At 66.7% G+C, this 21,818-nt stretch carries 26 protein-coding genes and 1 riboswitch; of the genes, 17 read left to right on the forward strand and 9 right to left on the reverse strand.

All coding sequences use genetic code 11. The features are described from left to right. The first annotated feature begins 35 nt into the window (after window positions 1–35). The 4 genes from CV023_RS01390 to CV023_RS01405 are packed head-to-tail and all read left to right on the forward strand — an operon-like array spanning window position 36 to window position 4,388. Window positions 36–1,226 (forward strand): nucleoside hydrolase, encoded by a 1,191-nt coding sequence (locus CV023_RS01390; protein WP_230743682.1) that lies wholly within the window; start codon window positions 36–38, stop codon window positions 1,224–1,226. Next, the gene (locus CV023_RS01395; RefSeq protein ID WP_230743683.1) at window positions 1,223–2,068 is read left to right on the forward strand and encodes a histidine kinase; all 846 of its coding nucleotides are present in this window, start codon (window positions 1,223–1,225) and stop codon (window positions 2,066–2,068) included. The genes CV023_RS01390 and CV023_RS01395 overlap by 4 nt, the downstream gene beginning before the upstream one ends. Next, complete coding sequence (locus tag CV023_RS01400; RefSeq protein ID WP_230743684.1) at window positions 2,069–2,881, forward strand: energy-coupling factor transporter transmembrane component T family protein; 813 nt, start codon at window positions 2,069–2,071, stop codon at window positions 2,879–2,881. It abuts the gene before it with no gap. Further along, window positions 2,874–4,388, forward strand: a complete 1,515-nt coding sequence (locus tag CV023_RS01405; RefSeq protein WP_230743685.1) for an ATP-binding cassette domain-containing protein — start codon at window positions 2,874–2,876, stop codon at window positions 4,386–4,388. Before CV023_RS01400 ends, CV023_RS01405 begins: the two co-directional genes overlap by 8 nt. Before the next feature lie 206 nt (window positions 4,389–4,594). Here the strand turns inward: CV023_RS01405 and CV023_RS01410 are convergent, their stop codons facing one another. Beyond that, entirely contained in the window at window positions 4,595–4,975 is a 381-nt protein-coding gene (locus CV023_RS01410; RefSeq protein ID WP_330166639.1) for a YrhK family protein, read from the reverse strand. A gap of 63 nt (window positions 4,976–5,038) precedes the next feature. On the opposite strand from CV023_RS01410, the gene CV023_RS01415 reads away from it, so the two are divergent. The 6 genes from CV023_RS01415 to CV023_RS01440 all read left to right on the forward strand — a co-directional run bounded on the left by CV023_RS01415 (window position 5,039) and on the right by CV023_RS01440 (window position 8,950). Then, window positions 5,039–5,821 carry a hypothetical protein gene (locus CV023_RS01415; RefSeq protein ID WP_230743686.1) on the forward strand — a complete coding sequence of 261 codons (783 nt, stop codon included), beginning with the start codon at window positions 5,039–5,041 and terminating at the stop codon, window positions 5,819–5,821. A gap of 120 nt (window positions 5,822–5,941) precedes the next feature. After that, a complete protein-coding gene (locus tag CV023_RS01420; RefSeq protein ID WP_230743687.1) occupies window positions 5,942–6,508 on the forward strand; it encodes an AAA family ATPase in 567 nt (188 codons plus the stop codon). A 40-nt stretch (window positions 6,509–6,548) separates the two neighbouring features. Beyond that, the gene (locus CV023_RS01425) at window positions 6,549–7,109 is read left to right on the forward strand and encodes a DinB family protein (RefSeq protein ID WP_230743688.1); all 561 of its coding nucleotides are present in this window, start codon (window positions 6,549–6,551) and stop codon (window positions 7,107–7,109) included. A 10-nt stretch (window positions 7,110–7,119) separates the two neighbouring features. Further along, on the forward strand, window positions 7,120–7,581 hold the full coding sequence (locus CV023_RS01430) for a VOC family protein (RefSeq protein ID WP_230743689.1): 462 nt from the start codon (window positions 7,120–7,122) through the stop codon (window positions 7,579–7,581). A 74-nt stretch (window positions 7,582–7,655) separates the two neighbouring features. Further along, a complete protein-coding gene (locus tag CV023_RS01435; RefSeq protein ID WP_230743690.1) occupies window positions 7,656–8,348 on the forward strand; it encodes a PepSY domain-containing protein in 693 nt (230 codons plus the stop codon). A gap of 29 nt (window positions 8,349–8,377) precedes the next feature. After that, the gene (locus CV023_RS01440; protein ID WP_230743691.1) at window positions 8,378–8,950 is read left to right on the forward strand and encodes a thymidine kinase; all 573 of its coding nucleotides are present in this window, start codon (window positions 8,378–8,380) and stop codon (window positions 8,948–8,950) included. A gap of 26 nt (window positions 8,951–8,976) precedes the next feature. Here the strand turns inward: CV023_RS01440 and CV023_RS01445 are convergent, their stop codons facing one another. Beyond that, a complete protein-coding gene (locus CV023_RS01445) occupies window positions 8,977–9,621 on the reverse strand; it encodes a mismatch-specific DNA-glycosylase (protein WP_230743692.1) in 645 nt (214 codons plus the stop codon). Between the two features lie 23 nt (window positions 9,622–9,644). Between CV023_RS01445 and CV023_RS01450 the strand changes: the two genes are divergently transcribed. After that, window positions 9,645–10,133, forward strand: a complete 489-nt coding sequence (locus CV023_RS01450; protein ID WP_230743693.1) for an SRPBCC family protein — start codon at window positions 9,645–9,647, stop codon at window positions 10,131–10,133. On the opposite strand, the gene moeB is transcribed toward CV023_RS01450, so the two are convergent. The 4 genes from moeB to thiO form a co-directional block, all read right to left on the reverse strand. After that, window positions 10,121–11,353 carry a molybdopterin-synthase adenylyltransferase MoeB gene (moeB, locus tag CV023_RS01455; RefSeq protein ID WP_230743694.1) on the reverse strand — a complete coding sequence of 411 codons (1,233 nt, stop codon included), beginning with the start codon at window positions 11,351–11,353 and terminating at the stop codon, window positions 10,121–10,123. The two genes, CV023_RS01450 and moeB, sit on opposite strands and share 13 nt — an antisense overlap. Beyond that, window positions 11,350–12,117 (reverse strand): thiazole synthase, encoded by a 768-nt coding sequence (locus tag CV023_RS01460; protein WP_230743695.1) that lies wholly within the window; start codon window positions 12,115–12,117, stop codon window positions 11,350–11,352. Before CV023_RS01460 ends, moeB begins: the two co-directional genes overlap by 4 nt. A 1-nt stretch (window position 12,118) precedes the next feature. Then, complete coding sequence (gene thiS / locus CV023_RS01465; protein WP_230743696.1) at window positions 12,119–12,361, reverse strand: sulfur carrier protein ThiS; 243 nt, start codon at window positions 12,359–12,361, stop codon at window positions 12,119–12,121. Then, window positions 12,358–13,575, reverse strand: coding sequence for a glycine oxidase ThiO (gene thiO, locus CV023_RS01470; RefSeq protein ID WP_230743697.1), 1,218 nt, complete (start codon window positions 13,573–13,575; stop codon window positions 12,358–12,360). Before thiO ends, thiS begins: the two co-directional genes overlap by 4 nt. Further along, window positions 13,566–13,668, reverse strand: a riboswitch (TPP riboswitch). Its footprint overlaps the gene before it by 10 nt. A gap of 11 nt (window positions 13,669–13,679) precedes the next feature. Here thiO and thiE point away from each other — a divergent pair. Both thiE and CV023_RS01480 read left to right on the forward strand, forming a co-directional pair. Further along, complete coding sequence (thiE, locus tag CV023_RS01475) at window positions 13,680–14,414, forward strand: thiamine phosphate synthase (protein WP_230743698.1); 735 nt, start codon at window positions 13,680–13,682, stop codon at window positions 14,412–14,414. A gap of 1 nt (window position 14,415) precedes the next feature. Continuing rightward, window positions 14,416–15,363, forward strand: a complete 948-nt coding sequence (locus CV023_RS01480; RefSeq protein WP_230743699.1) for a 2-dehydropantoate 2-reductase — start codon at window positions 14,416–14,418, stop codon at window positions 15,361–15,363. Here the strand turns inward: CV023_RS01480 and CV023_RS01485 are convergent. Further along, window positions 15,317–15,892, reverse strand: coding sequence for a histone deacetylase (locus CV023_RS01485; protein ID WP_230743700.1), 576 nt, complete (start codon window positions 15,890–15,892; stop codon window positions 15,317–15,319). The two genes, CV023_RS01480 and CV023_RS01485, sit on opposite strands and share 47 nt — an antisense overlap. Window positions 15,893–15,898: 6 nt before the next feature. Further along, window positions 15,899–16,564 (reverse strand): DedA family protein, encoded by a 666-nt coding sequence (locus CV023_RS01490; protein WP_230743701.1) that lies wholly within the window; start codon window positions 16,562–16,564, stop codon window positions 15,899–15,901. Between the two features lie 199 nt (window positions 16,565–16,763). Between CV023_RS01490 and CV023_RS01495 the strand changes: the two genes are divergently transcribed. From CV023_RS01495 to CV023_RS01510, 4 genes are all read left to right on the forward strand, one after another. After that, window positions 16,764–17,912: a histidine kinase gene (locus CV023_RS01495; RefSeq protein WP_230743702.1), complete on the forward strand. Its 1,149-nt coding sequence runs from the start codon at window positions 16,764–16,766 to the stop codon at window positions 17,910–17,912. Beyond that, complete coding sequence (locus CV023_RS01500) at window positions 17,905–18,600, forward strand: response regulator (protein WP_442859906.1); 696 nt, start codon at window positions 17,905–17,907, stop codon at window positions 18,598–18,600. Before CV023_RS01495 ends, CV023_RS01500 begins: the two co-directional genes overlap by 8 nt. Window positions 18,601–18,690: 90 nt before the next feature. After that, on the forward strand, window positions 18,691–20,169 hold the full coding sequence (locus CV023_RS01505; protein ID WP_230743703.1) for an amino acid permease: 1,479 nt from the start codon (window positions 18,691–18,693) through the stop codon (window positions 20,167–20,169). 110 nt (window positions 20,170–20,279) lie between these two features. Beyond that, window positions 20,280–21,242, forward strand: a complete 963-nt coding sequence (locus CV023_RS01510) for an ABC transporter substrate-binding protein (protein ID WP_230743704.1) — start codon at window positions 20,280–20,282, stop codon at window positions 21,240–21,242. Window positions 21,243–21,315: 73 nt separating this feature from the next. On the opposite strand, the gene CV023_RS01515 is transcribed toward CV023_RS01510, so the two are convergent. Further along, on the reverse strand, window positions 21,316–21,774 hold the full coding sequence (locus CV023_RS01515; protein ID WP_135447272.1) for an NUDIX hydrolase: 459 nt from the start codon (window positions 21,772–21,774) through the stop codon (window positions 21,316–21,318). Window positions 21,775–21,818: the final 44 nt, after the last annotated feature.

A 21,818-nucleotide genomic window follows, 5' to 3' on the forward strand; every position in this document is an offset into this window, starting at 1 on the left:
GCTGAAGCGGTGTGACGTCGGGCAGAATAGAGTCCATGCCGAACACAATCCCTCTGTTCCTCGACTGCGACCCGGGCATCGACGATGCCGTCGCCCTCGGATATCTGCTGTGTCAGGACGACATCGACACCGTCGGCATCGCCGCATCGGGCGGCAATGTTCCCACCGCACAGGTGGCCCGCAACACCCGCGGGTGGCTCGAACTCGCCGGACAAGGAGACATTCCCGTCCACGCAGGCCACCCTCTGCCCCTGGCCTGGCAGTCCCGCCGAGCCGCCTCAGAAGCAGGACCAGAAGCAGAAGCAGCGACAGGCCCTCATCGCGGGGAACCCGCGGGACGTGACTCTGGGGAACCGGCCGGACCGGAGTATGCGGATCTCACCCACGGGACCAGCGGAACCGGTCATGCGCAGGTTCCCGAACCGGCAGGAACCCCCAATTCGACCTCGGCGGCGCAGGCCTGGGTCGACGCCGCCCGAGCCCATCCGGGCGAGCTCATCGGCGTCGTCATCGGGCCTGCAACGAATCTCGCGCTCGCAATCGACCTCGACCCCGAACTGCCCGGCCTCCTCAAACGCCTGTTCATCATGGGCGGGGCCTTCAACTACCGCGGCAACACCCACCCGACCACCGAATGGAACGTCACCTTCGACCCCGAATCCACGTCCTCCGTTCTCGCCGCCTTCGGTCGCGCTCATACCTCCGGGACTGTTCGCCATCTGCCCGTCATCGCTCCGATCGAAGCCACCGAGGCGGTCGAGATGACTCCCGGCCGTCTGCAGGCGATCCTCTCCGGTGCCGCAGCCGGTCCCTGGTCGCAATGGCTGACTCAGTTGGCCGAAGCCCTGCGGTTCTACTTCGAATTCCACGAATCCGACGGACTCGGCTACATCGCGCACATCCACGATCCCTTCGTCCTCGCCTGCGCTCTCGCCTGGGCGCGCGGCGAGACCGCTGCGAACACCTCGGTTGCAGAAGCCACGGGGTCGCCCAACGACGACAGCCCCTCGATCCCCAACGGAACTCCCGGGGCGCTGCCCTGGGCGACGAGCATCAGTGCGCCGGTCGACGTGGAACTGACGGGTACACTCACACGTGGCGAAACCGTCGCCGATTGGCTGGGACGGTGGGGAAAGCCGGTCAACGCCGAGATCATCCGCTCGATCGACGCGCAGACCTTCCTCGACCACCTCGGCGCCACCCTGATGAAAGGACCATCCCGATGACCGCAGATTCACGACAGCCTGGGCAGGGGCCGACCGCACCGGTCGGTCCCGGACAAACCCGCACCCCGAAGCTTCCCCTCACCCTCACCCTGCTCGGCACCCTCGTCATCCTCGGCACCTATGTCGCCGTGCTGCTGACCCAACCGGCCAACCTCGGCATCGACCTCGGCCACACCACCCTGTGGGTCATCCTCGGCTACCTCATCGGCGGCATCCTCCTCGCGGCAGGCACCCTCCCGCTCATCCCACGCAGCATCATCGCCCTCATCCCCGTGGCCATCGCCCTCAACATCGTCATCGGGCAGATCATCGGCAATGTCACGCCGGTTCCCCTCTACCTCGACTCCATCGGCACCGTGATGATCGGCGTCCTCGCCGGTCCCGCCGCGGGAGCCTTCACCGGCATCGTCTCGAACCTCATCTGGGGCGTGACCCTGAGCCCCAGCGTCATCGCCTTCAGTTCCGGCGCGGCCTTCATCGGTGCCGCCGCCGGCTGGGCGGCCCGCCTCGGCGCCTTCCGCACACCCTGGTTCGCCGTCATCGCGGGAGCTATTGCCGGAGTTCCGGCCGGAGCGCTCGGAGCTCCCGTGGCCGCCTACGTCTTCGGCGGAGGCCTGGGCTCGGGCACCGGGGGAGTCGTCGCCATCCTCCAGGCCGCCGGCCTCGAGATGTTCAACGCCACCTTCGCCCAGAGCATGTTCTCCGACATCATCGACAAGGCGCTGATCTTCGCCCTCGCCTATGTCGTGCTCCGCACCCTGCCGCGACGCATCCTCGACCGGTACCCATTCACCGATCACAGTCTGCCGCGAAGAGCCGCGGAACCGGTTCCGGTCGGCTGAATGAGCGATGCCGTTCTCGAGCGGGAACGGACACGGAGGCGTTGGCACCCGGCCACCGAGATCATCATTCTCGTGTGCGCCCTCCTGCTCGTCTTCGGCGTCCCCTCTCCGCTCGTGCCCCTCGTGATCATCGCCCTCGCCCTCGGGGCCGCAGTCGTCTCACCGGCCGTGAGGTTCTCGAGCTGGATGATCGGCGTGGGAGTGCTGTGCCTGCCGACGCTCATCGTCGTCGGTGTCGTGCAGGGACTGTTCTACCCCGGCGCCGAGGCGCATGTGCTGTGGGAGCTCGGTCCCGCCCGGCTCACGGTCGAAGGTCTGAGCATTGCCGTGCAGATCTGGCTGCGGGTCAGCGCGCTCGTCTCCCTCTGCGCGCTCTTCGGCCTCGGCGCCGATTCCGCACGCATGTTCGACGGGCTCAGGGCACTGCGAATGCCTGTCAGCGTGGCCTATGTGTGTGCCTCGGCGATCGGCCTCATCCCCTTGCTGCGCACCCGCACCAGGCAGGCTATCGAGTCCCGGGCGGCCCGCGGCTGGCCCGTCGATCGCTGGTCGGTGCGGATCCGACTGCTGCCTGCTATCGTCGCTGGCCTCTTCACCTCGGTGCTCATCGAGGTCGAACAACGTCACGAGGTTCTCCAGCAGCGCGGTCTCGAAGATTCGGGTCCGCGGGTCTCGCTTCAGGACCACAATGATGACGGAGTGCAGAAGATCATTCGCCGAGGCGCTCCCGTGCTCACCCTTCTGCTCATCGCGGCCTCCGTGGCAGGGGTTCTCCCGCTGCCCGATGCCGCCGTGCTGATCGGAGGTGAGTGAGATCGCCGTCCTCTCACTGCGTGGAGTCGGATTCACCTATCGACAGAAGACTGCCGCCGCCCTGACCGACATCGACCTCGAAATCGAGCCGGGCAGCCTTCATGCGGTGCTCGGCCCCCTCGAATCGGGAACCTCGACCTTGGCCCGCCTCGTCGTCGGACTCCTCAGCGACCGAGGGGAGATGACCGGCCACCTCGAGGTTCACGGCACCGCAGTCATGCTCGGCGATGATCCGGAGGCCCAACTGAGCGGGATGACCGGTCGCGTGGCCGATGAGGTGCAGCTGCCCAGGCGACTCCACGGCGCCGATTCCGCCACCGCTCGGAGTTGCGCCGAGGCGGCGCTGCGGAGTCTCGGCATCGAGGACCTATGGCCGCGTCGACTGGACACCCTTTCGGGAGGGCAGCGCCAACTGGTCGCCCTGGCGAGCCTGCTGACTCTCGGCCCGGAACTCCTCGTCCTTGACCAGCCGTCCCTGTCCCTGGACCCCGCAGCGCGCACGCGCTTGGCGGATGCATTGAGTGACTACCGTGAGCGCGGGGGAGCGGTGCTCATCACCGGCCACCAGTCCGATGAGCTCACCGCAGTCTGCGACGAGCTCAGCCTCCTCGACCGCGGCAGACTCTTGCGGGTGTCCGAGCAGGAGCAATCATGGACACCGGCCGCGACACAGAGAGCGGCATCGACTGCGGCACTGACAGCCGGAGGGGTCTGGGCGACGGCATACACCGAAACCACTGAGCTCGCCTCGGACTCGGACACCACGCCAGAGGCCGAGAACTTGAGAACAGACGTCCCACCGCTGCTCGTTGTCGATCGTCTGCGCGTCGTCCGCGGAGAGTCTGCGGTGCTCGACTCCATCGACCTCGAGCTGCGGCGCGGCGAATCGGTGACCATCATGGGCCCTAATGGAGCCGGAAAATCGACGCTGCTGCGGGGTCTGCTCGGTCTGCTCGAACCCACGGCGGAGTGCACCGGCACGATCACGGTCGGCCACCTCGGCGCGGATCTGCGCATCGACGGCCTGCCGAGTCATGAACGGGCGGCCCACTTGGGGTGGGCGGGCCAGGATCCCGGGATCCAGCTCTCGGCACGGACCGTGGCCGCCGAGCTGACGACCGCCGTTCCGCTGCCTGCTCATCGTCGTCGGGACCGCGAATCCGTGTGGGCGAAGCGTCAGGCACAGGTCGGAGAGGCGATCGCGGCGGTGGAACTGACCGGGCTTGCCGAGGTCCATCCCTTCGACCTCGACATCGCCCGGCGCAAGGATCTCGTGGCGGCGACGGCGCTGCTGTCGGCAGCGACGATCCTGCTCCTCGACGAACCGACACTGGGCCGGGATCAGCGCGCCATCGACCGACTGAACTTGTTCATCGCCGATTTTCTCCACCGTGGCGGGGCCGTCCTCTCGACCACCCACGACCGCCGATGGGCGTACGAGAACGCACACCGGGTGCTCCATCTGCGGAAGGGGCGGCTCGAGACGATGGACACGTCCGCGGAATGAGCCCACCTGCTGTCTTCGCTCGCGCTGCGCCGCTACACGGCAGGGGTGGCCACCGCGGTGCCGATCATGTGGCCCGGAGCAGCCTATACGCGGAAGGAACTGGAACGGTCAGCCATCGGACTGCGCCGCCGGGAGTGGTGCTGTGGTGCGGCCACGATGGCGGTCGCGGCCCTGGCCGCTCAGACGGCTGTGCGCGTCGTCTCTGCTCAGAAGTCGTAGGAGGCATCTCCGAGGGAGGGACTCTGCCCGCGGAAACGCTGCAGGTGCAGATGCCGGAACAGACGGATGACCGGACGGATGAGCATTTCGATGCTGCCGATGACGAAGAGGCAGGTTCCTGCGAACATCAGGGAATCGGAGAAGAACATGAAGCTTCCGATGAGGAACCAGACACCGATGAGCACATCGTTGACGATGCTCACGACCTGATAGCGCTGGCGGATCACCAGCTCCTCGCGGCCGATGTGAAGCGTGATGTCGTGGCTCTTGCCCATTGCGGTCTCCTTCTGAGCTCGGGACTGGTCAGCCTCGATGATGGCGAGGATACTAACTCGATGGTAGACGTCATTAGGCTGGTCAGCGTTCACTTTGCACCGGGGTCCTCCGTGCTTGTGGGCACCCGTGTCAGTGCCTCGCCGTACCGTGAGGTCATGGATAGAAACGTGAACTCGTTCGACGCCCTCTACACCGAAGCCGGCGACCATCGGCCGCTCATGCCCTGGGACGAATTGCTCGCCTTCGTCCGCCGCTTCCCCCAGCTGGCCGCCTTCAACGCAGCACTGATCGCCCAGCAGCGCGGTTCCGCACGATTCGTCGAAACAGAAGAGGCCTGGCTGCACCGCTTCGATCGTCGGCTCAGGGACGACGCCGAGGCGCTCGTCATCCTCCATCCGTTCGCTCCGGTGAAATTCGTCTACGACATCGCCGATACCTTCGGGCCTGAAGTCCCCGCCGAGGCGATCGGTCCCTTCGGCGGCGCCGCGGCTCCGACCTGGGACGGCCTGCGTACGGTGCTCAGCCGGCTGCGCCACAAGCACCTGGGCATGGTCGATCTGCCGAAGACCCAGAGTCCGACCGTCATGCTCGGTCACTTGCTGCGCGAACTCGCCGAGGTGTTCGCCGGCCATCGCGGCGCCCGACCAGAACTCGGAATTGCTGCCGCGGGCAGCGACATCGACGGCAGTCAGGTTCGTTTCGAGATCGAGTGCGTCACCTGGCTGCTCGCCGGACGTCTGGGGCTGAAGATCGCCGCGCGAGGATCTCTCAGGGGATACCTCAAGGACGGCGACCTCATGCCCCCGGTCTCCCGCGACAGGGTGCTGCACACGGTCAATGCGATCGAGAAGCTCTTCGGCGGGGCGCTGACCTTCGGAGAAACGATCCGCGAAGACGTTCCGAGTCTCTTCTCCTCGCCGGCTCAGCTGGCGATCTGAGCTCGCCGATCGCTTGGGTAGGCACGGTCGACGAGCGCTCGGGCAGGTCCGGTCGCCGAATGCTCGGACAGGTCCGGTCGACGGTGGCATAGGGCTGCCGGCTCGGCATAGGCTGATCCGATGACGAGTTCACCGCCCCGCCGAATCTGCGTCCTCGGCAGCTCCGGGGCGGGCAAGTCCACGCTCGCCCTGCGCATCGCCGAGACCCTCAGACTGCCTCACATCGAACTCGACGAACTGCATTGGGGTGCGGACTGGACTCCCACAGATCCCGAGACCTTCGTGGCCCGGGTCGATGAGGCGATCGCCGGAGACTCCTGGGTGGTCGACGGAAACTATCAGAGCAAACTGGGCACTCGGATCCTCGAACGCGCCGACGCCATCGTCTGGGTCGATCCCGGACGCGCGACGATCATGCGGCAGGTCATCGCGCGCACGATCCGCCGGGCCGGGACGCGGCAGGCGCTGTGGAACGGCAATCGCGAGACCTGGGACGGGTTCAAGATCTGGAAGCGAGAAGAATCGATCATCTGGTGGGCGTGGCACTCTTCCGGGCAGGCCCGCACCAAGTTCGGTGCGATCATGGTCGACCCGGTATTTTCGCATGCTCAGCGTCGTCGGCTGCGGACGAGATCGGAGATCGCTGACTTCCTCGAAGACCTGTCGGCGAAGAACAGATCGACCTGAGCTCTGGTGATCGGGACCGAGCTGGCGGAGAATATGCTTCATGTCCGACATCCCGAATCGCTGGACGAAAGCCACCGTCTACCCTGACATGTGGGTCGACCCTGCCGAGGACCCGCGCAATACCGACGGGACGAGTCCCGACGGAGAAGCGGAAACCCAACTCGACTACATCCACGACTACCGCATCACTCTGCGGATGAAATGCGAAGGCCTCGAGCCCGATCAGCTGGCCGAGCGTTCGGTCCCACCATCGACCATGTCGTTGTTGGGCCTACTCCGACATATGGCCGAGGTCGAACTCGATTGGTGCAACTGGATCACCGACGACGCACCCCGACCGTCACTCTACGGCGGCTTGGACGCGGCCTTCGATATGGAGACCGCCGATGCCCAGACGGTGGCGGCCGTGATCGCCGATCTCGAACGGGAGCAGGCCCGCACCGATGCGGAGGTCGCCAGATACGAAGATCTGGGGACCCGCCTCGGCGACTCCCAGATCGCGGTGAGAGAACTCCAGATCCACCGCATCGAGGAATACGCCAGGCATTGCGGCCACGCCGACCTGCTGCGCGAATGCCTCGACGGCAGAACCGGGCAATGAGGGAGAGACGATGAGCCGCGCAGTCCAGATCACCTTCGATTGTCACGATCCGATCGGCCAGGCCAGGTTCTGGGCCGAAGCGCTCGGCTATGTCATCCCCGGACCGCCCGGCGTCCCGCTCGAGGACGGAGCCGACCCGTTCGAAACCTGGAACCGCTTCATCTCCGGACTCGGCATCGAACTGAAGCCTGAGGACATGCGGGCTGCGATCGAGGACCCTGAGGGTCACGGTCCGCGCCTGTTCTTTCAGATCGTGCCGGAGGGCAAGACCGTGAAGAACCGAGTCCATCTCGATGTGCGAACCGCCCCCGGGCTGGAGGGCCAGGAACGGATGGAGGCGCTCGAGGTCGTATGCCGCCGACTCCAGACTCACGGTGCGGCACGACTCAACCGCGTCGATCCAGCACCGCCGATGGAAGCCGGCTTTATCGTCATGGCCGACCCGGAGGGAAACGAATTCTGCCTCGACTGAATGAGGTCCTCATCTGCATGAGAATCCTCTTAGGCAGGTAGGTCGTCAGCCCGCGCGTTGCTACCGTTGACACCATGAAGACGAAGAGTACGGCAACGACTGCAGCCGCCGGCGCACTGGCCGTGGCATTCGCCCTGGCCGGCTGCTCCGGCACAGACGATGAGCAGAACCAAGGCGGCGGCGAGCAGTCGCAGGCAGCCGAGACCACAGCACCGGCAGGAGAATCCTCCGACGATGACACAGGCGACGACACTGGCGACGACGTCCACGACGATGCCGGCGAGCAATCGAGCGCACCTGCGGAGGGCTCCGGAGGACTGGCCCCGGATGCGGATCTCAGCAGCGAATCTCCGTCGGTGTCTCCCGAGGATGCGATCTCCGCGGCGCAGAAGGAAGCCGGGAACGGCACTGTCCACGCCATCGAACTCGACTACGACCGACGCGATGCCGCCTGGCAGTACGAGGTGAAGATCCTCAAGGACTCGACCGACCACGACATCTCCATCGACGCGGAAACGGGCGAGGTCGTCGACACCGAGAAGGACTCCACCGATGACAAGGAAGGGCCCATCGACCTCACGGATCCACTGAGCTTCGACGACGCCCTCAACCTCGCTGCAGACAAAAGCGGCGGCCGACTCACCAGTTGGAAGCTCGAACACGATGACGGTCGGGCGGAATACCAGTTCGACTTCGACGACAACGGTGAGGACACCGAAGTCACCGTCGACGTCGACAGCAAGAAGGTCACCGTCGACGACGACTGATCTCACGATCCCCGGCGTAGGCTGAGCCCATGGCCACGAACCCAGCCGCCCCACCCCGGCCCGCGGGCCGGCTCGAAGTCATCGCCGGACCGATGTTCTCCGGCAAGTCCGAGGAGCTCATGCGGCGGGTGCGCCGGGCGACGATCGCCGGCATCAATGTTCTCGTCGTCTCCCATGCCCTCGACACACGCGCCGAACTCACCGCGGTCACTTCGCACAACGGAGTCAACATCCCGGCGATTCCCATCGGCGACGTCGGCAGTCTCGCTCGAACGGCCCGGTCGGAGGCCTACGACCTCATTGCCATCGACGAGGCGCAGTTCTTCGGCGAGGGACTGGTTCCCCTGGTCGAAGAACTCATCGCCGAGGCCGTCCTCAAGCTCACAGCGATCTGCACCGTCTGCGGCCGCGATGCCGTCTTCCACCAACGACTCGACCGCACCGATGCCGAGACGGAGACGACATCTGCCGAACCCGCTTCGGCCGAGCCGACACCTGCCGAACCCGCGGCCACTGACATCGACGCCAGCCATATCGGCGGACTCGAATCCTATGCCGCCCGCTGTCGCGAACACTTCATGCCCGGGTCCCACACCCTCTGAGACGGCCGTTGGACCTGACAGGGGCCTCAGTCGCCGATGCCCTCCCAGACCTCACGCCAGATTCGGGCGAGGTCGGGTATCTGATAGTGGGCGTTGAGTCCGCTGGGCTGCGGGACGACGTGGAGTCCGATGTCCTCGGGCCATCCCTCGATGAGGCTGGTGTCCTGCTCGCCGAGCTGCGCCTTCCGCTGGGAGAACCCGATCCGGAACGAGGTGATCCCGGCGATAGCCACGCTGTGGGGTCGAATCTCGCCGAGGCGGTCGACCAGACGGGCCGCCCCGTCGCGGAGCTCCTGATCGTCGAGTTCGTCGGCGCGGGCAGTGGCGCGACCGACGAGGTTCGTGATCCCGATCCCGCGGCCGAGCAGCTGCTGTTCGTCCGCGGCTGAGAGTCCGCGGGATGCGTCGACGAGAGTGTCGGTCAGGCCGGCCTGGTGCAGGGACGGCCAGAATCTGTTTCCGGGGCGAGCGAAGGGCGCGTTGACTGCGGCCGTCCACAGTCCCGGGTTGATGCCGACGATGAGCATCCGCAGCGAACCGGGTTCGGCCGGGAGCACATCGTCGATGGCGTCGGGATCGTCGGTGGCGAAGTCCGCGAGATCGTCCTTCGTCGGCTTCCGGCCCTGCAGAGGAGAAGGCCGGCGGCGCGAGCTGGGTGTTTCGTCATTCACGGCTTCCACACTACCGTCGAGGCATGGACCACCGACATGTGAGCACGGCACCGGGGGAGTCAGCCCCGTTCCACTTCGACAATCTGTGGCGGGTCAATGCTTCGCCGGCCGCAGTGTGGCAGGTGCTGACCCGCGTCGAAGCCTGGCCACAGTGGTGGCCGGGCCTGCCGGTGGCCGAACCCGCCGATGACACCGTGGCTCCGGGCAGTCGCGCACACCTGCTGGTCACCAGTCCGATCGGACTCAGCCTCGATTTCGATATCGAGCTGCGCGATATCAGGGCCGAACGATTCGCCGCCTTCACGGCAACCGGAGACCTCCGAGGTGTCGGCGAATGGTCGCTGAGCAGGAACGGACCGATCACGACCATCGAATCCACGTGGTGCGTGACGACGACGCGCAGATCGATCAGGCTGCTCCGTCCCCTCGCCGCCCGCCTCCACGATTCGGTGATGCGGGCGGGCGAACGCGGACTGGCCGCCCACCTGGCCCAAGAACCTCAGCGTCCCTGAGGCGCACCGGTACCGTTGCTCGCTGACCAGGCGTCGATGCCGCCCGACAGCGATCGGATCCGCACCCGGGCGGGAGCACCCGCTGTGAGGATGTCGACCGCCTCGGCGGAGCGGACCCCGGACTTGCAGTGCACGATGATCTCGCGGACCGTGTCCGTGCCGACGACCTCTCTCTCGGCCCCGGTATCGACAAGCGGTGCCACCGCATCCCAGCCGCGGGACCGCACAGCGCCGAGCGGAACATGCACCGAGCCGGGAATCGAGGACAGCTCACGTTCCCAGTCCTCCCGCACATCGATGAGCAGCCGCTCACCCTCGCCGGCGAGGAACTCAACCACACCGATCTCCGTGCTCGATACCGACCGACCCAGATCTGCCCCGTCGTCGGCGGTGCGGTCCCTGGCAGCGCAGGCCACGGTCACCTCGGCGAGGTCGGTGACAGGGGGACGATCCGGATCGGGGGAGAAACGCAGCGTCGACGACTCACCGCTGAGTGCGTCGTAGCGCAGCAGCCGACCGATGTACGGTGCGCCGATGCCGCAGATGAGCTTGATCGCCTCGGTCGCCATCGCCGAACCGACGGTCCCGCACAGCACCCCGAAGACTCCGCCTTCGGCGCAGTTCGGCACCGAATCGGCCTCGGGAATGTCGGGGAACAGGTCGCGCAGCATCGGCCCATGGTCGGGGACGAAGGTGCTCACCTGACCGGAGTAGCGGAAGATCGTTCCCCACACCAAAGGCGTGCCCGTGAGCTCGGCGGCATCATTGGACAGATACCGAGTTGCGAAGTTGTCGGCCCCGTCGATGACGAGATCATGGGAGGCGAAGAGCTCGAGCGCATTGTCCGGGCTCAACCGGTCCGTGATCGCCCGCACCCGTGCGTTCGGGTCGAGCCGGAGGAGCGCATCCCGCGCCGAATCGACCTTCGCCCGGGAGACGTCGGCATCGCGATGGAGGATCTGTCGCTGCAGGTTCGAGGTTTCGACGACATCGTCATCGATGACCGTGAGCGCACCGACTCCCGCCGCTGCCAGGTACTGGAGCACGGGTGCGCCGAGTCCGCCCGCCCCGATGACGAGCACCGAGGCGGCCCGCAGCCGCCGCTGTCCCTCGAGACCGATGCCCGGCAGGCTCAGGTGGCGGGCATAGCGAGCGAGTTCGTCCCGGGAGAGCTCTTCCCCGGGTTCCACCAACGGCCCGGGATTGATCGCCGTGTTCACAGCGACTCCACCATTCCGGCGAAGCTCGAGGACGCGAGCGCCAAGGGCCGTTTCGGTATCCGACCGGCACCGGCGGCGATATGTCCGGCTTCGACGGCCAGAGCCATCGCCCGGGCCATGGAGTTCGCATCGTGGGCGCGGGTGACCGCTGAGGCCAGGAGTACCGCGGTGCACCCGAGCTCCATCGCCAGAGCGGCATCGGAGGCGGTGCCGACACCGGCATCGAGGATGATCGGCACCTGCGCCCTGGCGACGATGGTTTCGATGTTGTGCGGGTTGAGGATGCCCAGACCGCTGCCGATCGGGGCCCCGGCGGGCATGACCGCGGCCACACCGGCGTCTTCGAGCCGTTTGGCCAGGGCCGGATCGTCGTTCGTGTAGGCGAAGACGGTGAACCCGTCGAGGACGAGTTCCTCGGCGGCGCGGAAGAGTTCGATCGGGTCGGGCAGCAGTGTGTCCTCATCGGCGATGACCTCGAGCTTCACCCAGTTCGTCTCGAGTGCCTCCCGAGCCAGCTGGGCGGTCAGTATCGCGTCCCTGGCCGTATAGCAGCCGGCGGTGTTCGGCAGGACGCGGATGCCCAGGTCCTGCAGGAGTGCGAACACCGAATCGCGGGATTCGGCATCGAAGCGCCGCATCGCCACGGTCGTCAGCTCGGTGCCCGAGGCCTGCAGCGCCTCGGCGAGGATGCTCAGGGAACCGGCTCCGCCCGTGCCCATCACGAGCCGGGAGTTCATGGCCGCTCCATCGATGGTCCAGCTCATCTCAGCCTCCCTGCACAGCGGTGACGACGTCAACGGTGTGGCCTTCGTCCAGAGCGAACTCGGCCCATCGGCCGCGCCGGAGGACCTCTCCGTCGACGGCCACGGCGATGCCCAGACGTGTGCCGTCGCTCGGGGTGCCGTCGGAGGAGAGTTGCTTGCCGACGATGCCGGCGACGAGCTCGAGCGCCGAGGTGGGGCCGGCGAGTTCGTGTTCCTCGCCGTTGAGTGTGATGGTCGTTGTCATGAGCGGCTCCTTGCCGTGGTCGCGTATGGGGCAGTGAAGTTGAGGTCGGTGTCCGGGGGACGGATATGCGCCGGGGTGGTGAACCGCTCCGGCGACACCGCATCGAGCGCCCCGTCCGGCAGCCAGCCAGAGTCCTCGTTGCAGGTGACTCCGCTGTCGGAGGCGAGTTCGTAAACGAGTTCGGCGGTGAGTCTGCCGCCGAAGGGGGCGAGCAGGATGCCGTGGCGGAAATAGCCGGTCGAGATCACGCATCCCGGGTCGATGCGGCCGATGATCGGCACATCGTCGGGTGAGCCGGGTCGGGCTCGGGTGGTGATGTCGGTGATCTCGGCGTCGAGGATGCCGGGGACGAGTCGTTCGCCGTCCTGGAGCAGTCGGTGGACTCCGCCGGCGCTGAGCCCGCCGCGTCCGTCCTCCCGGGAGGTGGCTCCGAGCACAAGCTCCCCGTCGGGTCGCGGCACGACATAGATGGGACGAGCATTGACCAGACCGCGGACGGTGCGGGTGAGCAGGGGCGGCGAACTCTCCGGTAAGCGCAGACGGATGACCTCGCCCCACACCTCACGCAGCGGCAGACTCAGCGCCCCGGTGATCTCATTGCAGCCAGCCCCGGCGGCGATGACGACCTGGTCGGCCTCGAGCCTGCGTCCGTCATCGAGGTCGACTCCACAGGTGCGCTGCCCCGACCGGACCAGACCGGTCACTCGTTGGGTGACGAGGTGAGCGGAGACGGTCGAGAGCAGTGCCGCAGAGAGCCGGCGGGGATCGATGGCATGGTCGCCTGGGATCCTCACCGCCCCGCACACGCCCGGCCCCAGCGAGGGTTCGAGTTCGCGGGCCGTCGAGCCGCTGAGCAGCGTGGTCTCGAAGCCGTTCGCCTGCTGTAGGTCGGTGAGTTCGCGCAGCGAAGCGAGATCCGCCCGGTCTCCGGCGCAGACGAGGGTCTCGGCGTACGAATGCCCCAGATCGTGACCGGTCGCGTTCGCCACCGCTGCGGCGAACTCCGGGTAGAGCTCGGCGGAGGCGCGCATGAGCGGATACAGGGGAGACTGACCCCAGGCCACCTCGGCGGCGGGGGCGAGCATCCCCGCGGCGGCATGCGTGGCACCCGAGGCGGGGGCAGGATCGACGATGGTGACGGCGGCGCCGGAACGGCGCAGGAACCAGGCCGTCGACAGGCCGATGATCCCGGCCCCGACCACAATGACGTGCATGGGCTTCTCCCTCCGGCGGCATGATCCGCATCAGGTCTGACGGTCGGCACGAAGCCCTCTCAGCCTCTTTATGAGGCTCCCGCGAACTCCTCTACTCTAGGATCATGGCCCCCGATAAGACAATGCGCACCGCAGTCCGAGACGCTCCGAGTCCGTCCGAGACCAGGACCAGAGGCTTCCGCGAAGACCGGCTCGAGGAGGCGAGGCTCTACGTCTGCACCGATGCCCGCAGCCGACGAGGCGACTTGGCCGAATTCCTCGACGCCGCCTATGCCGGAGGAGCCGATATCATCCAGCTTCGGGACAAGGGCCTCGAAGCCCGTGCGGAGATCGACGCGCTGAAGGTGCTCAGAGAAGCAGCGCACCGGCACGGAAAGCTGTTCTCCGTCAACGACCGTGCAGACGTGGCACTCCTCGTCGGCGCCGACGTCTTCCACGTCGGACAGGGAGATCTCACAAGTACGCAGGCACGGGACGTGCTGGGACCCGATGTGATCCTGGGGCGATCGACTCATTCCCTCGAGCAGGCGAAGGCCGCCGAGGCGGACCCCGACATGGACTACCTGTGTCTGGGGCCCGTGTGGGAGACCCCCACCAAACCCGGCCGCGCAGCCATCGGGCTCGAGCCGCTGCGTGGCCTCGGTTCGGAGCTGAGCAAACCCTGGTTCGCGATTGGCGGGATCTCCGGTGGCGAGCGTCTCGCCGAGGTGACCGCGGCAGGAGCCGGTCGCATCGTTGTCGTCCGTGCGGTCACGGAGGCAGCTGATCCCCGCTCGGCAGCACGCGCGCTGAGGACCGCAGTGACGACGAATTCTGATGACAGCAGCGAGGTTCGCTGAGATGGGAGCACAGGACATGAAGATCCTCATCGCCGGTGCCGGGGCCACCGGCGGCGCGTTCGGAACCCGGCTGCTCGAAGCCGGACGTGACGTCACCTTCCTCGTGCGTCCGGCACGGGCGGAGAAGCTGCGGGCGCACGGCCTGCGCTTCATCGCCCCGGGGGAGGATCAGACGAACGACGTTGCCGTGCTCACTGCCGCCGAACTCGCCGAGGCGGCCGGGCCCGAACGTGGCGACACCGCATTCGACCTGGTGATCGTCGCCGTCAAGGCCAACGGTCTCGAATCGATCATCGACGACATCCGCCCGGCGGTAGGCCCCGGGACCCAGATCATTCCCTTCCTCAACGGCATGGCACAGATCGACCGGCTGACGCAGGAGTTCCCCGGGCAGGTCCTCGGCGGACTCGTCAAGATCGTCGGCACCATCAAAGACGATGCGATCGTCCAGATGACGGATCTGGCGGTGATGACCATCGGCGATCTCGACGGAGCCGAGGTTCCGGCCGACATCAGTAAGACACTCGACGTCCCCGGCTTCAAGCTGCAGATCATCGGCACCATCGTCGACGGACTGTGGGAGAAATGGGTCTTCATCGCCGCCGCCGGTGTCGTCACCTGCCTGTTCCGAGCCCCGGTGGGAGCGATCATGGAAGCAGGCGGCCGGGACCATGTGGTCGCCATCGTCGACGAACTCGAGGCCATCGCCGCGGCCGCCGGTCATCCGGTGTCGAAGAGCTCGCGGGAGATGACACTGTCGATGCTCACCGCTGCAGGATCGGACTTCACCTCATCGCTCTACCGGGATGTCACAGCGGGTCTGCCGAGCGAGACGGAGCACATCCTCGGGGATCTGGCCCGAGCGGCGAGTGAACTCGGTGTGGCCACGCCCCTGCTCGACCTCACACTTGTGCAGCTGCGAGCGGGTGAGACCCTCCGAGTGCGGTGATCTCGTCCTGACCGCGGCGCAGCATCGCCAGATAGGCCTCCGTCGGGACAGTGTGTTCGACGTCCGCGGCGCCGTGCGGGGCTGTGAACGTGATCAGCGGCACCTCGTCCCGGCGGCCGAGGACGAGCAGCGTCTCATAGCGTCCCGGTCCGACGGCATGAGAGGCACCGGAGGGCAGTTCGAAGGCGAGCCGCTCCACGGAGTTCTCCGCAGACGGGGCGCGGTGCATCTCCTGTTCGGCGACATCCGCGAACTGTTCGGCGGTGATGAGATAGGCCTTGGCCGGCGTCGGACCGGGCACGGCGTGGTCATAGAATGCCATGCCGCCGCCCCAGACACTTGAGTTCCCGGCGAAGTAGATCGAGCCGGGCAGTTCGATGCCGGTCTCCGCCCGCGGCGGACTGTGGTCCCGCGCCCCGGGATAGGTGACGAACGCTCCCTCCGGGCGACCGCCCTCGAGATAGCAGGCGAGCCTGTTCCGGGCCATGTTCGATCCGTAGCTGACGTACCAGACGAGTGATTCAGACATCTCCGTCTATCGTGCCATGTCGGCCTGAACTGTCGTCGAGCGGGTCGGTTCTCGGTGTGTCCGACCGGTGCCGCGCAGGGAGGATCGGTGCTCGGCGATCCGCCGGACCACCTCGGCGATGGCGGTCACCACGAGGGCGATCCCGACTCCCAGCGCCACACCGAGCAGGGGGCGATCCTCGAAGACCAGCCCGCCCAGCAGGCCGATGGATGTGGAATAGCTTGCCCAGGCGAGCGCACCGAGGGAATCGAAGATCAGGAACCGTCCCATCGGAAACGCGAGCACCCCGGAGGCGATCGTCGCCGCCGTGCGCCCGCCGGGCACGAATCGGCCCGCGATGAGCGCGGCACCGCCTCGGCGGGAGAAGATCCCCTCGGAACGGGAGAGGACCCGGCCCAGGCGCGGATGGCGGCGCCACCGTTGGACCACCCCGCCGCCGCTGCGACCGACGAGGTGGGCGGTGAAGTCCCCGGCTACCGCACCGACGACGGCCGCGGTGAACAGACCGAGAGGATGCGGCTGCCCGGTGGAGGCATAGGCGGCCGCCGTGATGAGCACTGTCTCGGACGGGACCACGGGCAGCAGCGAATCGAGTCCGGCACAGACGAGGATGAGCAGGTACACCCACGGGGAGGACACGGTATCGGTGAGCAACTGCAGGGCGAGGTCCATGCTCATCTACGCTAATGACCTGCGGAGACGGCGGATACGAGGCACAGCGCAGGGTCGCCTGCGGCGGACCCGTGGATGGCCTGAGGCCTACCCGGGGGTGCGAGCGCAGGCATGCCGAGGTCGGTATGCGGGAAACCGGAAGTTCGGACTGCGGTCGAACCCATGGGCGCTGGCAGACCCGCGTTGTTACGATCGACCCATGCCCTGGCCGACGTCGCTGACCGCTCGGATTCCCCGCGAGTCCCGCATGTTCGCGACCCGTTGGGCGGCAGCAGTGTGGGGCGTGCTCTGGGGCGGACTGCTGTTCCTGCCCCTCATCCTCGTCTCCTGCCTGCCGCCGAACTCCCGGTGGGCGAACAGAGTCAGCGGCTGGGAGCGCGCGCGTCAGTTCCGCGGCTTCGGGATCAGCCTGGGCCCAGATCTGCAACGACGCGTGTTCTTCTTCCTCAACGGCCTCATCGCCATCCTCATCCTCATCCCGGTCCTCAACCTGGCCAGCGGCTTCCTCTTCGTCACCCTCGGCTCGCTGATCCAGGGGCTCTTCATCGGCGGCAGCATCACCATCGGATTCGACGCCTGGACGATCACCCAGCCGACGCTGTTCGTCGGCGTCCACTACGGGGCGGCGAACCTGCTGGGTGTGATCGCGCTCGCCGAGGCGGCGAGCTGGCTGCACGGGAAGGTCGACGGAATGGTCACCGAGGTGACCCGGCCGCATGCTCGTCACACCCGCATCACCGAACTGCTCAAGACCCGACAGGGCGTGGTCGTGGCCATCGACGAGGAGCGGCGCCGGATCGAACGCGACCTCCACGACGGGGTGCAGCAGAACGTCGTGTCCCTGTCGGTGCTCATCGCCCGGGCACAGCGTGCGCAGGATCCTGCCAAGGTCGCCCACCTCCTCGACGATGCGCTGGTCCAGTCCCAGGACCTCATCGATGAGATGCGGGAGGTCGCCTGGAGGGTCTACCCGACGGCACTGGACGAACACGGTCTGGGCACCGTGCTCAACCGGGTGGCCGATCACTGCCCGATCCCGGTGACGATCCTTGCGGTCCCCGACCGACGGGTGCCCCAGGCCATCGAGTCCGCCGCCTACTTCGTCGTCCGGGAGGCCGTGACGAACGTCGTCAAGCACGCCGAGGCCGCATCCATCACGATCAGCGTCACCGCCGGGGAGCAGGCCCTCATCGCCGAGGTGGTCGATGACGGCCGTGGGGGAGCGGACCCGCACGGAAGCGGGCTGCAGGGACTCTCCCGCCGGGTGGGAGCCCTCGACGGCAGACTGAGAATCGACAGCGACGAGAAGACCGGAACCACTGTGAGAGCGGAGATCCCCTATGCCTGAGACCATTGCAACCCCGCACGCCTCGGAGACCGCCGAGGCGATGCGGGTCGTCCTCGCCGACGATGCTGTGCTGCTGCGTGAAGGAGTGCGCAGCCTCCTCGAAGACGAGGGCATCTCCGTCGTCGCCTCGGTCGATGACGGAGAGCAGCTGCTCGAAGCCGTGGCCGCACTGCGCCCGAACCTCGCCATCGTCGATGTCAGGATGCCGCCGACCCACACCACGGAGGGGCTCGAAGCGGCACTGACGATCAAACGCACCTACCCGGACATCGGGGTGCTCGTGCTCAGCCAGTACGTGCTGCGCGAATACGCCACCGAGCTGCTGGGCACCGAAACCGTGGGAGTCGGGTACCTGCTGAAGAACCGGGTGACCGATATCGACCGGTTCCTCGAATCGGTTCAGCGGATCGCGGCGGGCGGCACCGTCATCGATCCCGATGTCGTCCGCCAGCTGCTCAACACCTCGGAGAAGCAGAATTCCCTGTCCGCGCTCACACCCCGGGAGAACGAAGTCCTCGAGGCCATGGCCGAAGGCCTGTCGAACCGCGGCATCGCCGAGCGGCTCTACGTCTCGATCAGCTCCGTCGAGAAGGCGATCAGTGCGATCTTCGACAAGCTCGGACTCCATGCGGGAGAGACGACGAGCCGTCGAGTGGCAGCGGTGCTGGCCTTCCTCGACCAGTCCTGAGGCCGCGCACCCCAGCCAAGGACACCTGAATGTGGTAAGAATGGCCGGGTCCCGGTTGGGACACCAGTTCTCCGACAGGCAAGGGACACGATGAACGCAACAGCCACCTCGGCGGGGGAGACCCGCCAACTCAGGCGGGGGCTGAAGTCCCGGCACCTGCAGATGATCGCCATCGGCGGAGCGATCGGCACCGGACTCTTCCTCGGCTCCGGCGGGACGATCTCCCAGGCCGGCCCCGGAGGTGCGCTGCTGGCCTACGCGGCGATCGGGATCATGGTCCTCTTCGTCATGCAGTCCCTCGGGGAGATGTCGACCCACCTGCCCGTGGCCGGTTCGTTCCACACCTACGGAACCAAATACGTCAGCCCCTCCTTCGGCTTCGCCATGGGCTGGAACTACTGGTTCAACTGGGCCATCACCCTGGCCGCCGAGCTCGTCGCCGCCGGCGTCATCATGTCCTTCTGGCTGCCCGATGTGCCCGCCTGGGTGTGGGCCGCGATCTTCCTCGCGCTGCTCGGTGGACTGAACTTCCTCTCGGCCAAGGCTTTCGGGGAAGGCGAGTTCTGGTTCGCCGCGATCAAGGTCGCCGCGGTGCTGGTCTTCCTCGTTCTCGGTGTGCTCATGATCGTCGGCATCATCGGCGGAGACTCACCCGGGGTGAGCAACTGGACCCGAGGTGAAGCCCCGTTCGTCGGTGGTTGGGTCTCGATCATCAGCGTGTTCATGATCGCCGGCTTCTCCTTCCAAGGTACGGAACTCGTCGGCGTCACCGCCGGTGAGTCGGAGAATCCGCGTCGGGACATGCCCCGCGCCATCCGCACCGTGTTCTGGCGCATCATGCTCTTCTACATCGGCGCGATCGCCATCATCGGCTTCCTCCTGCCCTACACCGATCCGTCGCTGCTGACGGCGGCGAACAATGAGGACATCACGGCCTCGCCGTTCACTCTCGTGTTCGAACGCGCCGGGATCGCCGTGGCCGCCTCGGTGATGAATGCCGTCATCCTCACCGCCATCCTCTCGGCCGGCAACTCCGGCCTCTACGCTTCGACCCGCATGCTCTACGCCATGGCCAAGGAGGGAACCGCGCCGAGGCTGTTCGCCCGCCTCAACGAACGTGGAGTTCCCGTCATGGCGCTGTTGGCCACCGCAGCGATCGGTCTGTTCGGCTTCCTCACCGAGGTGATGGGAGACGGGGGTGCCTACACCTGGCTGATCAATGTCTCGGGCCTGTCCGGATTCATCGTCTGGGTCGGAGTCGCCTTGAGCCACTTCCGCTTCCGCCGTGCCTACGTCCGGCAGGGGAAGAACCTCGCCGATCTGCCCTACCGGGCCCCGCTGTTCCCGATCGGGCCGATCATCGCCCTCGTCATGCTCGTCGTCGTCATCATCGGACAGAACGTCCAGGCGGTCGTCGACGGTCACGTCCTCGAGGTGGCGTCGGCCTACATCGGTCTGCCGGCGTTCCTGCTGCTGTGGGGCATACACCGTCTGGTCACCGGCCGAGCGTCGCGCACGGTCAGACTCGAGGAGATGGACGTCGCGGGAATCGAGATCAAACCGGCCTGAGAGCCGATCCAGAGATTCGCGGAGGAGTGGCCGCAGGCCGTGGAGCGGGTTCGCGGCGAGTTCTCACAATGCGTTAAGCTAGGCTGGCCTAACACTTGAAGAAGGATCTCATGCGCAGAATTCTCGCTCCCATTTTCGCCTCCGTACTCCTGCTCTCCGCCTGCGGCGGCGGAGGGGGAGACAGCACCGAGGACACCGCCTCCGGCACCAGCGTCGACACCAAGTTCGGCAGCGTCGAGGTTCCTGCCGACCCGCAGAAGGTCGTCGCCCTCGGCTGGGGTGACGCTGAGACCGCTCTGGCCCTCGGCGTCCAGCCGGTCGGTGCCTCCGACTGGGTGGAGTTCGGCGGCAAGGGCGTCGGTCCCTGGGCCGAGGACCTCTACGACGAAGACCCCGAGATCATCGCCACCTTGGAACCCGACTATGAGGCGATTGCGGCCCTGGAGCCCGACCTCATCCTCGATACGAACAGCTCGGGCGAGCAGGAGCGCTACGACCGTCTCTCGGAGATCGCCCCGACCGTGGGTGTGCCCGAAGGCGGCGACAACTATCTGACGACCATGGATCAGCAGGTCGACCTCGTCTCGCAGGCGCTGGGCAAGCCCGACGATGGGCAGAAGCTCCTCGACGATCTCGACGGAAAGTACGAGGCGGCACGCAAGGCGCACCCCGAATTCGACGGCAAGTCGGTCACGGTCGCGGCGAAGACCGCCGACGGGTGGGGCGCCTACGTCGAAGAATCCGGACGCGTGCAGGTGATGAAGCAGCTCGGCTTCAAACAGTCCGAGACGATCGCCGCGCAGAAGGCCGAGGGCTTTTCGGTGCCGATCTCTGAGGAGAAGCTGAGCGATCTCGACGCCGATCTGCTACTCGTGTTCCCGATCTACATCGAGGATTCCGAGGTCACCGATGACGCGGCGTACAAGCGGATCCCGGCCGTCGAGGACGGACATGATCTGGTGCTGACCGACGACCAGGACGACATCCGCAAGGCCTTCTCGCTCAACTCGATCCTCTCGGCCGGCTACACCGCGGAGAAGCTTCCGGACCTCATCGCCGACAAGGTGAAGTAAGAGCGCCCCGGCAGGTGGCCTGCCGACGGGCCGGCCACCTCCCGATGGGCAGGCGCCTGCCGGTGACTCAGACTCACACAGCGGCACGCCATGCATCAAGACCGATGTCGATGATGCGGGCGTGCCGTTCGTCTGCCAGCGAGTCGATCGACACCCATTCGGCGCGATCGGTCGTCCCGTCGACTTCGAGGGTGCCGAGCGTGCCACCTGTGATCCGAGCCTGATAGACGACCCGCACCCCTTTGAACGGACGCGGAGTCGACCTGCCGAAGGTGGGGCTGCGACGATTCTCGGTGAAGCTGTGGGTCGTCAGCGGTCGAACGAGCTCGGCATCGAAGCCGGTCTCCTCCTTGATCTCCCTGATCGTGCCGACCTCGATGCTCTCCTCGTATTCGATCCCGCCGCCGGGCAGCGTCCACAGCGCATGAGCGCGATCGTTGCCGCCGTTGAACCAGCTGAGCAGGATCTCATTGTCCTCGTTGACGATCACCGCATATCCGGCAAGTCGCGTGTCATAGTCGGAGAAGTGCATGAACTCACCCTACCTGCGCCGGCCTCTTCCCATCCCGGTGCGGG

Origin of the sequence: Brevibacterium sp. CCUG 69071 (genome assembly GCF_021023135.1) — a bacterium.
In the GTDB taxonomy this organism is placed as follows: domain Bacteria; phylum Actinomycetota; class Actinomycetes; order Actinomycetales; family Brevibacteriaceae; genus Brevibacterium.

Excerpts from the sequence above, each read along its gene's own strand:
- CV023_RS01390 (WP_230743682.1), top strand. The coding sequence starts at position 36 with ATGCCGAACACAATCCCTCTGTTCCTCGACTGCGACCCGGGCATCGAC.
- CV023_RS01395 (WP_230743683.1), top strand. The coding sequence starts at position 1,223 with ATGACCGCAGATTCACGACAGCCTGGGCAGGGGCCGACCGCACCGGTC.
- CV023_RS01400 (WP_230743684.1), top strand. The coding sequence starts at position 2,069 with ATGAGCGATGCCGTTCTCGAGCGGGAACGGACACGGAGGCGTTGGCAC.
- CV023_RS01415 (WP_230743686.1), top strand. The coding sequence starts at position 5,039 with ATGGATAGAAACGTGAACTCGTTCGACGCCCTCTACACCGAAGCCGGC.
- CV023_RS01420 (WP_230743687.1), top strand. The coding sequence starts at position 5,942 with ATGACGAGTTCACCGCCCCGCCGAATCTGCGTCCTCGGCAGCTCCGGG.
- CV023_RS01425 (WP_230743688.1), top strand. The coding sequence starts at position 6,549 with ATGTCCGACATCCCGAATCGCTGGACGAAAGCCACCGTCTACCCTGAC.
- CV023_RS01430 (WP_230743689.1), top strand. The coding sequence starts at position 7,120 with ATGAGCCGCGCAGTCCAGATCACCTTCGATTGTCACGATCCGATCGGC.
- CV023_RS01435 (WP_230743690.1), top strand. The coding sequence starts at position 7,656 with ATGAAGACGAAGAGTACGGCAACGACTGCAGCCGCCGGCGCACTGGCC.
- CV023_RS01440 (WP_230743691.1), top strand. The coding sequence starts at position 8,378 with ATGGCCACGAACCCAGCCGCCCCACCCCGGCCCGCGGGCCGGCTCGAA.
- CV023_RS01450 (WP_230743693.1), top strand. The coding sequence starts at position 9,645 with ATGGACCACCGACATGTGAGCACGGCACCGGGGGAGTCAGCCCCGTTC.
- CV023_RS01460 (WP_230743695.1), bottom strand. The coding sequence starts at position 12,117 with ATGAGCTGGACCATCGATGGAGCGGCCATGAACTCCCGGCTCGTGATG.
- thiS (WP_230743696.1), bottom strand. The coding sequence starts at position 12,361 with ATGACAACGACCATCACACTCAACGGCGAGGAACACGAACTCGCCGGC.
- thiO (WP_230743697.1), bottom strand. The coding sequence starts at position 13,575 with ATGCACGTCATTGTGGTCGGGGCCGGGATCATCGGCCTGTCGACGGCC.
- thiE (WP_230743698.1), top strand. The coding sequence starts at position 13,680 with ATGGCCCCCGATAAGACAATGCGCACCGCAGTCCGAGACGCTCCGAGT.
- CV023_RS01480 (WP_230743699.1), top strand. The coding sequence starts at position 14,416 with ATGGGAGCACAGGACATGAAGATCCTCATCGCCGGTGCCGGGGCCACC.
- CV023_RS01485 (WP_230743700.1), bottom strand. The coding sequence starts at position 15,892 with ATGTCTGAATCACTCGTCTGGTACGTCAGCTACGGATCGAACATGGCC.
- CV023_RS01490 (WP_230743701.1), bottom strand. The coding sequence starts at position 16,564 with ATGGACCTCGCCCTGCAGTTGCTCACCGATACCGTGTCCTCCCCGTGG.
- CV023_RS01495 (WP_230743702.1), top strand. The coding sequence starts at position 16,764 with ATGCCCTGGCCGACGTCGCTGACCGCTCGGATTCCCCGCGAGTCCCGC.
- CV023_RS01500 (WP_442859906.1), top strand. The coding sequence starts at position 17,905 with ATGCCTGAGACCATTGCAACCCCGCACGCCTCGGAGACCGCCGAGGCG.
- CV023_RS01505 (WP_230743703.1), top strand. The coding sequence starts at position 18,691 with ATGAACGCAACAGCCACCTCGGCGGGGGAGACCCGCCAACTCAGGCGG.
- CV023_RS01510 (WP_230743704.1), top strand. The coding sequence starts at position 20,280 with ATGCGCAGAATTCTCGCTCCCATTTTCGCCTCCGTACTCCTGCTCTCC.
- CV023_RS01515 (WP_135447272.1), bottom strand. The coding sequence starts at position 21,774 with ATGCACTTCTCCGACTATGACACGCGACTTGCCGGATATGCGGTGATC.